The following is a 10,104-nucleotide window of genomic DNA, read 5'->3' as shown; positions in this document are numbered from 1 at the left end:
GTACGAAATGCGCGCGAGGACGCCGTGCCACCACCCCGGCAGCCGTCCAAACCGACGCTGAGCCGTCCGCCCGGGGCGAGCGAGCCGGGCGAGGCGACGATGTTCCGCGCGGATCCGCCCATGTTGTTGTCCGGGTATCCGTTGTTGGCCCCGTTGTTGGCCCCGTTGTTGCCTCCGTTGTTGGCCCCGTTGTTGCCTCCGTTGTTGGCCCCGTTGTTGCCTCCGTTGTTGCCTCCGTTGTTGCCTCCGTTGTTGGCCCCGTTGTTGCCTTCGTTGTTCCCGACCCCGTTGTTGTTGGGGTACCCGTTGTTGGCTCCGTTGTTCCCGACCCCGTTGTTGCCGCCGTTGTTCCCGACCCCGTTGTTGTTGGGGTACCCGTTGTTCCCGAAGTTGTTGTTGTCGCCGGGCCGGTCCCGGTCCCCGTTGTTGTTCCCGACCCCGTTGTTGTTGTTCGGCCGGAACCCGTTGTTGTTGCCGACGCCGTTGTTGGGGAACCCGTTGTTCGGGACCCCGTTCGGGAAGCCGCTGATGCCCTGGCCACCCGGAACGACGACACCGCCGACACCGCTGACACCGCCGACACCGCTCACGTCGGAGCTGCTCGGACCGCCCGGGTTGCCCACGCCGTCGGCGACGGCCGCGGGGGCGGCGAGCCCGAGGGCGGCGGCCGTCGCGGCCGCGGCCACCAGGGCGCGTGTGTTCCTCATGTGATCCTCCGCGGGAGGCACCCCGGGAACCGTCCCCGGTCTATCGGCGAGAAAGCACCTCCATGACAGACCCTCAGACGCGCGGAACACGCCCGCATTTCGAGAATGGTCCGTCCTGGTGAGCGGACACGCCTTCGGAAAAGCGCACAATCGGATATCACCGCAGGTCACGAGCCGTCAGAAAAATTCCTGTCCGCCGCAACTCGGATGGCGCACCAAATGGGTTCCGGGCCACCCGTTCGCCATCCACCCCGTCGCCGGTCGCGGATTCGGGACTTAGCGTTCTCGTATGCGCGATTGACGTGGCGACGGCCACGTCGAGAGGGGATGGCGAATGTTTGCGTCCGAGCTGGCCCTGCTTGCCGAAGAGGAGGACCGGAAGAAGAAGCGGGCCCCTTGGGGCGCCATAGCGCTTGTTCTGCTCACCGGGCTCGCGCTCATTCGGAACGGCTCGGGGGAGTTCGACGTCGGCCCGCCGCAGCCCGCGCAGGCAGCGGCCGCGGACAGCCGTGTCTCCGCCCCCGCCGTCCCCGGAAACCCCCAGGCCCTGCCGTTCTCCACCGTCGACCGGGTCAGGATCCCCGCGATCCGGGTCGACGCGCCCGTCGTGCCCGTGGGCCTCGACACCGATGGCTGGGTCACCGCGCCCCCACCCGAGGACCCGAACCTGGCCGGCTGGTTCACCGGCGCCGTCTCGCCCGGCGAGAAGGGAACCTCGGTGATCGTGGGTCATGTCGACAACACGAAGGGCCCGGCCGTGTTCTACGCGCTCGGGTCCCTGAAGAAGGGCAACCGCATCGAGGTCGCGCGCACCGACGGGAAGACGGCCGTCTTCGAGATCTACGGCATCGAGGTCTTCGCGAAGAGCAACTTCCCCGGAGACCGGGTCTACGGCTCCAAGGGCACGCCCGAACTGCGGGTCATCACGTGCGGGGGAGGATTCTCCAAGCAGCACGGCTACGACGGGAACGTCGTCGTCTTCGCCCGCCTGGCCAAGGTCCGCTGAGCGGCGCCGGCGGGCTGGGCGGCGGCCCGGTCAGGTGGTGCGCCGTCGGGGGACGGTGATGTGGTAGCCGGAGTCCAGCAGATACGGCAGGTACTGGCGCAGCGCCCGCACGCTCTGGGAACGGTCGCCCCCGGCGTCGTGGGAGAGCACGACGACACCGGGGGCGGCGCCGTGCTCGATCCGGTCGATGATGGTGCGGGTGCCCGGGGTGGTCCAGTCGAGGCTGTCGACCGTCCAGGCCAGCGGCTCCATCCCCATCTCCGCGCCCAGCTGGAACGCCGCGCGGTTCCAGGCCCCGTAGGGCGCCCGGAACCACCGGGGAGGTTCCCCGTAGGCGTCCTCGATGACATCGCTGGTGCGCACCATCTCGGAGCGGATCTCGCCGCGGTCGAGCTGGGTGAGCAGCGGATGGGTCCAGGTGTGGTTGCCGACGATGTGCCCGACGTCGGCCATCCGGGCCAGCAGTTCCTTGTTGTCTACGGCCATCTCCCCGCACACGAAGAACATCGCGCGGACGCCGTACTCGTCCAGGGTGTCCAGGATGTCGGGCGTGTAGCGGGGGTCGGGTCCGTCGTCGAAGGTCAGCACCATGACGCGCCCGCGTCCGGGCATCTCCAGGATCGGTTCGTCCCGCACCGCCACCTTGCCGGGCCGGGCGCGCGGTGGTCCGTCGCCGGTGAGGGGCTGGAGCCGGTAGGCGGAGGGCTTGAGCGCGGCGCGCGCCTGCGGGCCGCCCGCGAGGGGCGGCGCCGCCGCGCGTACCGACTCCTCGTCCGTGCCCGAAGCGAGCAGTCCGGCCGCCCCGGCGGCGCCCAGTACGGCGGCGCCGGCGAGCAGCAGCCCGCGCCGAGTGAGCAACTGATCCTTCTGCATGACTCATCAGTCGCCCCACGAGGCTCCGGCGCACCACAGCGCCACCGGTGTGGCGGCGGGAAAACACCCGGTCGGCCCAGTGGCCGGGTCAGCGGTGGCGCACCAGAGGGAAGGGAAGCGTCTCCCGGATCGTCAGGCCGGTGAGGAACATGACCAGTCGGTCGACGCCGACACCGAGTCCGCCGGTGGGCGGCATGGCGTACTCCAGGGCGTCCAGGAAGTCCTCGTCGAGTTCCATCGCCTCGGGGTCTCCCCCGGCGGCGAGCAGGGACTGGGCGGTGAGGCGGCGGCGCTGCTCGACGGGGTCGGTCAGTTCGGAGTAGGCGGTGCCGAGTTCGGTGCCGAAGGCGACCAGGTCCCAGCGTTCGGCGAGCCGCGGGTCGGTGCGGTGCTGCCGGGTGAGCGGGGAGACCTCGGTCGGGAAGTCCTTGTAGAAGGTGGGCAGCCGGGTCCGCTCCTCGACGAGGCGCTCGTACATCTCCAGGACGACATCGCCGTGCGCGTCGTCCGGGGTGTACGGCACGCCCGCCCGGTCGCACAGCCTGCGCAGGGTGTCGGTGGCGGTACCGGGGCCGATCTCCTCCCCCAGCGCCTCGGAGACCGCGCCGTACACGGTCCTGACCGGCCAGGGCCCGGAGATGTCGTGTTCCTCGCCGTCCTTGCGGACGACCGGGCGGCCGAAGGCGGCGACGGCGGCGCCCTGGATCAGTTCGCGGGTCAGATCGAGCATCACGTCGTAGTCGGCGAAGGCCTGGTACGCCTCCAGCATGGTGAACTCGGGGTTGTGCTTGTGGGAGACGCCCTCGTTGCGGAAGGTGCGACCCAGCTCGAAGACCTTCTCCAGGCCGCCGACGCACAGGCGCTTCAGATACAGCTCGGGGGCGATCCGCAGATAGAGGTCGAGGTCGTAGGCGTTGATGTGCGTGGTGAAGGGACGGGCGTTGGCACCGCCGTGGATCTGCTGGAGCATCGGGGTCTCGACCTCCAGGTAGCCACGGTCGAGGAGGCCCTGGCGCAGGGCCTGTACGGCGGTGGAGCGGGCGCGGACCACGTCGCGGGCGTCGGGGCTGGCCACCAGGTCGAGGTAGCGCATACGGACCCTGGCCTCGGGGTCGGCCAGGCCACGGCGCTTGTCGGGCAGGGGGCGCAGGCACTTGCCGGTCAGCTGCCAGGAGGTGACGAAGACGGTCGGCTCGCCCTTGTCGCTGACGCCGGCCCGGCCGGTGGCGGTGATGTGGTCGCCGATGTCGGTGTCGGCCGTGAACCGGTCGAGGGCGGGGCCGGAGCCGGTGCGGGTGAGGGCGAGCTGGTGGTCGCCGGACCAGTCGCGCAGGACGACGAAGACGATGCCGCCGAAGTCGCGGACCAGCATGATCCGGCCGGCGACCGTGACCTCCTCGCCCTCTCTCACCTCGGCGAGGATGTGGGTCGGCTGCGGGATCCCCACGGGGTAGGGGTCGGTGCCCTCGGCGCGCAGCCGGTCGAGCCTGCGGTGCCGGACGCGGACCTGTTCGGGCAGGCCCGCGTCCGGAGCCGCGGGCCCGGCCTCGTCCCCTCCGTCGAGACCGAGCTCGGGCAGGGGCGGCAGTCCCTCGGTGGTCGTGGGCCGCTGCCCGGCCTTCGAGTGCCCCTTTCCCCAGAGTTTGCGCAGCGACGGTACGGAGACGAAGCCCTCGGCGATTCCGGAGGCCAGGCCGATGCGGGCGAGGGCGGCGGTGTCGCCGTAGCAGATGAAGCGCGGGTACCACTCGGGGTGGTACTTCGCGTTCGAGCGGTACAGGGCCTCCAGTTGCCACCAGCGGGAGAAGAACAGCAGCAGCCGGCGCCACAGCCGCAGGACCGGTCCGGCGCCGATGCGGGCCCCCTCCTCGAACACCGAGCGGAACGCCGCGAAGTTGAGGGAGATCCGGCGCACGCCCAGCTTCGGCGCGGCGGCGCAGAGTTCGGCGACCATGAACTCCATGACCCCGTTGGGGGCGCTGCGGTCACGCCGCATCAGGTCGAGGGAGACGCCGTCCCTGCCCCAGGGCACGAAGGAGAGCAGGGCGAGGAGCCGGCCGTCGTCGCCGCTGGCCTCCACCAGGAGACAGTCGCCGTCGGCCGGGTCGCCGAGCCGGTCCAGGGCCATGGAGAAGCCGCGTTCGGTCTCGGTGTCCCGCCACGCGTCGGCCTTGTCGACGACCTCCTCCATCTCGCTCTCGGTGAGGGCGTCGTGGCGGCGGATGCGGCTGGTGGCACCGGTGCGCCTGACCCGGTGCACGGCCTGACGGGTGACGCGCATGTCGCGGCCGTCGAGGTCGAAGCCGGGCACGTGGACGATGGCCTCGTCACCGAGCTGCAGCGCGCCCAGTCCGGCACGGGCGTAGGCGGTGGCGCCGGACTCGGAGGCACCCATCACCGCGGGGGCCCAGGCGTGGCGGCGGGCCACGTCGAGCCAGGCCGCGATGGCGTGCGGCCAGGCCTCGGGGTCGCCGACGGGGTCACCGCTGGCGAGGCAGACGCCGGCCTCGACGCGGTAGGTGACCGCGGCCTTGCCGGTGGGTGAGAACACGACGGCCTTGTCGCGCCGGGTGGCGAAGTAGCCGAGGGAGTCGTCCTCGCCGTGCGCCTCGAGGAGGGCACGGATGCGGGCCTCCTCGTCGCCGTGCAGGGCGGCCTCCAGACGCTGCGAGCGGAAGAGGGTGGCCGCGGCGTTCAGCAGCGCGAGGGCGCCGAACAGGCCGAGCAGGAAGGTGACGGGGCGGGGCGGGCGCCCGTCGAAGGAGCGGTCGGAGACGAGGCCGCCGCACACCCGGTCGGCCGCCCAGGCCAGGTGCTGGCTCTGGGGCAGGGTGCCGGGGAAGAGCGCGACCAGGCCCCAGCCGGCCAGGATCGCCACGGCGAGGCCGACGAGCAGGACGGCGAGCGCCCGCCACACGGCTCCGCGCCGCGAGGCGGCGTAGAACTCCTTGCGGGCCACGACCAGCAGGACCAGCGCGAGACCGCACACCACCAGGGAGGGGAGCGACTGGGTGTACTGGCCCATCGCGACGCCGAGGATGCCGCCGAGGACGAGCAGGCCCAGGTAGACGACGACCAGCCACCAGGCGACGTTCTTGCGCGCCCCGGTCGCGGCCGCCAGCAGGAACAGGAAGACGGCGTACGCCAGGTTGGCGCTGACCGGCACGATGAGCAGGTCGAGGAAGCGGACGAGCGGGCGGAGCAGGACGCGCAGCGGGGCGATGAACGCGAGCAGGGCGCACAGCAGGCCGAGGGCGCCGAAGAAGGTCGCGAAGCCTTCGGGCACGTGGCTGAGGAAACCGCCCTCGGGCGGCCGTATCGGGCCCGCGGCGTCCTTCCCCCTGGCGGCCTCCGCGGTGGCACTCATGGTTCCGACTGTAGGAAGGCCCCGGGCGGCTCGCTCGTCGAGCGGTCCGTACAGCGACCGGAGCGGGGTGTTCCGATAGCCTCACGGCTGTGACGGAACAGCACGGGCAGCACGGGCAGGACGAACAGCACGAGCACCGGTTCGAGCGCGGCACGGACGGACCGAAGGTCATCGTGGTCGGCGTGGACGGTTCCGACTCCTCGCTGCGCGCCGCGGCCTACGCCAGTGGGCTGGCCCGGCGGCAGCACGCGCTGCTCGCCGTCGTGTACGTGCAGCCGATGCTCACGGCCGGCGCGGCCATGGGGGCGCCGGTGGCGGAGACGACCGACGAGATCGCCGAGGACCTGATCGGGCAGATCCGGGAGGCGGCCCAGCGTCTCAAGGGGATATTCGACGTGCGCTGGGAGTTCCACACCTTCCGCGGGGACCCCTACAACGGCCTGGTCAAGGCGGCCGACGAACTCAAGGCGGACGCGGTGGTCGTCGGCGCCTCCGAACAGGCGGGCCACAGGATCATCGGCTCGGTGGCGATCCGCCTGGTGAAGGCGGGACGCTGGCCGGTGACGGTGGTGCCGTGACGAACGGGTGACCACGCGGCCGGCGGCCGCGGAGCACCCGCAGGACACGGTGACCCCGTGCCGGACCGCCCCCCAGCCGGGCGCCGGTCCGGCCGTTGAGGACGCGGGCCGCCCCGGGCGGTGACGGTGCCGCCGCTCGTCGTCGGCTCCATGGTCATCCGGCCGGTGACGGCGGTGCGTCCGCCGGGGTCGGTGGGGCGGGTGCCGGTGAGTGGTGTTCTCGGCGGGGCAGCAGGAGGGGAGTCGCCAGGAGGAGGAGTCCGGCGGTCGTGATCGCGGTGCGGGGGCCCGTGAGGGCGGCCAGTGCGCCCCACAGGGCGGTCAGGGTCGCGGTGCCGACCTTGCTGGTGACCGACCAGGCGGAGAGCGTGCGCGTGACCCGGTCCGCCGGGGTCTGGTCGAGACGGTGGGTGGCGAGGACCGGATTGAACACGGCGCAGCAGAAGATCAGGCCGAGTTCGACGGCCATGACGAGGAGCAGGCCGGGGGTGCCGGGCCGGACGAGTCCCAGGCCGACGGACCAGAAGGCGCGCAGTGTGCCGGCGCTCCGCAGGACCCGGTGCCGCCCGAACCGCGCGGCGAGCGGGCGGGCCAGCCGTGAGCCGGCCAGGCCGCCCAGGCACGGGAGTGCGAAGGCGAGGCCGTACTGCCAGGGGGCGAAGCCCAGATCGCCCAGCATGAGGACGGCGAGCAGCGGAGCCGTGGCCATGATCAGGCCGTTGACCAGCAACGTGTTCAGGAACAGCGGGCGCAGGACCGGGCTGGTCAGGATGTACCGCCAGCCTTCGAGGAGGCCGCCCGCCCCGGGCCGGGAGACGTTCGTGCGCACCGGACGCGTCTCACGCCCGCCGGCCCGGCGGATCCCCAGGGCCGAGAGCAGATAGCTGACCGCGTCCGCGGCGACCGTCGTGACCGGGCCGAACAGTCCGATCGCGGCACCGCCGAGCGGCGGACCGAGCACGGTGGCCATCCAGGTCGTGGACTCGAGCCTGCCGTTGGCGGTGAGCAGGTCCTCGGGCGGTACGAGGGCCTTCAGGAACGCTCCGGACGCGGCGTTGAAGGTGATGTCGGCCGCCGCGACGACGACGGAGACGATCAGGAGCTGGGCGAAGCCGAGGCCGCCGAGCGCGAACGCGGCGGGGATGCTCAGCATCGCGGCACACCGCACGAGGTCCATGGCGACCATCACCGGCCCCTTGCGCCGGAACTCCACCCACGGCCCGAGCGGCACCGCCAGCGCCGCCCCCGCCGCGAGGCCCGTGGCGGCCAGCGCCGAGACCTCTGCCGGTCCGGCGTGCAGCACGACGACCGCGATCAGAGGAAGGGCGTCGAAGGCGAGCCAGGTACCGAGCACGCTGACCGTGTACGCGGCCCACAGCCACCCGAACACCTGCCCCGCCCGCATGCACAACCTCCCGTTGCCCCAGGTCATGAAAGCGGGGGGATGCCCGCACTTCAAACAACCGACGCACACGCGGCCACAACCATTGGTTGTACACCTACGATCGGGCGTGGATCTCAAGGCCGTGCGCACCTTCGTCGCCGTCGTCGACGCCGGGCGGTTCCAGGAGGCCGCCGTGGAGCCGGCGGTCACCCAGCAGGCCGTGCCCCAGCGTGCCGCCGCGCTGGAGAGGGAGCCGGGTGTGCGGCTGTTCGCCCGGACCCCGCGCGGGGCCGGGCACACGGTCGCCGGTGTACCCGCACCCGCTTCTGCGGCAGGCCGCCAACCCGCATCCGGCGCTCGCCGCGCTCCGTGCGCATCCCACCCGGCCCTCGCCCAGCGGCGCCGGAACCTGGACGCCCGCGTGGGCCGAGACCATGCGTGGCGTCTTCCGTGAGGGAGGCCACTGAGCCATCATGATCCGCCGTCAGCCGTTTCCCGTCGGCGAAGAGGTGAGGAAGATGGCGAAGTTGCGCATGGGTGAGGGCATTCTCCGGCGCAAACCCATCGAACACATCGAGGAGACGGAGATCACCGAGGGCCCCCGGCTCGACCGGTCGCTCGGGCTGTGGCAGCTGACCGCGATCGGTGTCGGCGGCATCATCGGCGCGGGCATCTTCACGCTCGCGGGCACGGTGGCCAACGGTGTGGCGGGACCCGCGGTGGTCATCTCGTTCCTCATCGCCGGACTCGCGAGCGCGGCGGCCGCGCTGTCCTACGCCGAGTTCGCGGGGCTCATCCCGAAGGCGGGTTCGGCCTACACCTACGGGTACGCGGTGCTCGGCGAGTTCGCGGGCTGGTTCATCGGCTGGGACCTGCTGCTGGAGTACACGGCGATCGTGGCCGTGGTGGCGATCGGCATCTCCGGGTACTTCGGGTTCCTGGTCGAGGAGATGGGTGCCAACCTCCCCGCCTGGATGCTGGGAGCGCCGGGAACCGGCCCCGGCCACCGGGTCGACCTGTTCGCCGCGATCCTGTGCCTGCTCATCGCCTGGCTGCTGAACCAGGGCATCCGCAGCGCGGCCCGCTTCGAGACGTTCGTGGTGGCGCTGAAGGTGCTGGTGGTGCTGGTGGTGATCGGCGTCGGCGTCTTCCACATCGACACCTCGAACTACCATCCCTTCTTCCCGTACGGGGTCGGCGGGACGTTCACCGGTGCGGCGACCGTGTTCTTCGCGGTCTTCGGGTACGACGCCATGTCGACGGCGGCCGAGGAGTCGAAGGACGCGCAGCGGCACATGCCCAAGGCGATCATCTCCTCACTGGCCATCTCGATGGTGCTGTACGTGGCGGCCTGCCTGGTGCTGACGGGCATGCAGACGTACACGGACATCGACCCGGAGAGCGGCTTCTCGACGGCGTTCAAGTCGGTGGGGCTCAGCGGCCTCGCGGACGTGATCGCGGTGGGCGCGATCATCGGCATCCTCACCGTGATGTTCACGTTCATGCTGGGCGTGACCCGGGTGTGGTTCTCCATGTCCCGGGACGGCCTGCTGCCCGCGTGGTTCGCGAAGACGCACGCGACGCGGCACGTGCCGACGCGGGTCACCTGGATCGTCGGGGTGGCGTCGGCCGTCCTCGCCGGGTTCGTGCCGATCGGCGAGGCGGCCGAACTCACCAACATCGGCATCCTGCTGGCGTTCGTGGTGGTGTGCGCGGCGGTGATCGTGCTGCGCTACCGGCAGCCGGACCTGCCGCGCACGTTCCGTACGCCGTTCATGCCGTTCGTGCCGGCACTGGGCATCGTCTTCTCGATCTGGCTGATCACGTTCCTGCAGTGGCAGACGTGGGCGCGGTTCGCCGTGTGGTTCGCGCTCGGCCTGGTGATCTACTTCGGGTACTCGTACCGGAAGTCGGAGCTGGCACGGCGGGGTTAGAGGCCGGCCAGGAAGCCGGAGACGATCTCGTTGTAGGTTTCCGGCCGTTCCATGTTGGGGTAGTGGGCCGTGCCCTCGACGACGACGGAACGGCCGTCCGGGACCGTGCGGGCGAGCCGTTCCGCCTCGGCGATCAGGTCGGGCGCGTCCAGGGCGCCGTTGACCGTGAGGACCGGTACGTCGATCTTCGGGACGCGGGACCAGGTGCCGGTCATCGGCACGTGGTGGTTCTCCTCGTCCGGGGTGTGCTTGGCG

8 protein-coding genes and 1 pseudogene are annotated in these 10,104 nt (G+C 71.4%); 4 read left to right on the top strand and 5 right to left on the bottom strand.

All coding sequences use genetic code 11. From position 1 onward, the window contains the following. Positions 1-707: hypothetical protein (locus ACFW2E_RS31455; RefSeq protein WP_384470576.1), on the bottom strand; the 707-nt coding region annotated here is incomplete at its 3' end. Between the two features lie 334 nt (positions 708-1,041). Here ACFW2E_RS31455 and ACFW2E_RS31450 point away from each other — a divergent pair. Further along, a complete protein-coding gene (locus ACFW2E_RS31450) occupies positions 1,042-1,713 on the top strand; it encodes a class F sortase (protein ID WP_384470573.1) in 672 nt (223 codons plus the stop codon). A 30-nt stretch (positions 1,714-1,743) separates the two neighbouring features. On the opposite strand, the gene ACFW2E_RS31445 is transcribed toward ACFW2E_RS31450, so the two are convergent. After that, complete coding sequence (locus ACFW2E_RS31445; RefSeq protein WP_384470570.1) at positions 1,744-2,586, bottom strand: polysaccharide deacetylase family protein; 843 nt, start codon at positions 2,584-2,586, stop codon at positions 1,744-1,746. An 88-nt stretch (positions 2,587-2,674) separates the two neighbouring features. Continuing rightward, positions 2,675-5,953: a bifunctional lysylphosphatidylglycerol synthetase/lysine--tRNA ligase LysX gene (gene lysX, locus ACFW2E_RS31440; RefSeq protein ID WP_384470567.1), complete on the bottom strand. Its 3,279-nt coding sequence runs from the start codon at positions 5,951-5,953 to the stop codon at positions 2,675-2,677. An 89-nt stretch (positions 5,954-6,042) separates the two neighbouring features. On the opposite strand from lysX, the gene ACFW2E_RS31435 reads away from it, so the two are divergent. Beyond that, the gene (locus ACFW2E_RS31435; protein WP_384470564.1) at positions 6,043-6,531 is read left to right on the top strand and encodes a universal stress protein; all 489 of its coding nucleotides are present in this window, start codon (positions 6,043-6,045) and stop codon (positions 6,529-6,531) included. A 154-nt stretch (positions 6,532-6,685) separates the two neighbouring features. On the opposite strand, the gene ACFW2E_RS31430 is transcribed toward ACFW2E_RS31435, so the two are convergent. Beyond that, positions 6,686-7,936 carry an MFS transporter gene (locus tag ACFW2E_RS31430; protein ID WP_384470561.1) on the bottom strand — a complete coding sequence of 417 codons (1,251 nt, stop codon included), beginning with the start codon at positions 7,934-7,936 and terminating at the stop codon, positions 6,686-6,688. A 106-nt stretch (positions 7,937-8,042) separates the two neighbouring features. Here ACFW2E_RS31430 and ACFW2E_RS31425 point away from each other — a divergent pair. Together ACFW2E_RS31425 and ACFW2E_RS31420 are read left to right on the top strand one after the other, a co-directional pair. Next, positions 8,043-8,225 (top strand): annotated as a pseudogene (locus ACFW2E_RS31425) (LysR family transcriptional regulator); the annotation flags it as partial. A gap of 208 nt (positions 8,226-8,433) precedes the next feature. Beyond that, positions 8,434-9,849: an amino acid permease gene (locus ACFW2E_RS31420; RefSeq protein WP_384470558.1), complete on the top strand. Its 1,416-nt coding sequence runs from the start codon at positions 8,434-8,436 to the stop codon at positions 9,847-9,849. Here the strand turns inward: ACFW2E_RS31420 and ACFW2E_RS31415 are convergent. Then, the coding region (locus ACFW2E_RS31415) for an alpha/beta fold hydrolase (protein ID WP_384470555.1) at positions 9,846-10,104 on the bottom strand (259 nt) is incomplete at its 5' end. The genes ACFW2E_RS31420 and ACFW2E_RS31415 overlap by 4 nt on opposite strands.

The sequence above is a fragment of the Streptomyces sp. NPDC058964 genome (assembly GCF_042741275.1).
Taxonomy (GTDB): domain Bacteria; phylum Actinomycetota; class Actinomycetes; order Streptomycetales; family Streptomycetaceae; genus Streptomyces.
The sequence above is the reverse complement of the archived record's forward strand: the minus strand, read 5'-3'. Positions and strand labels throughout refer to the sequence as shown.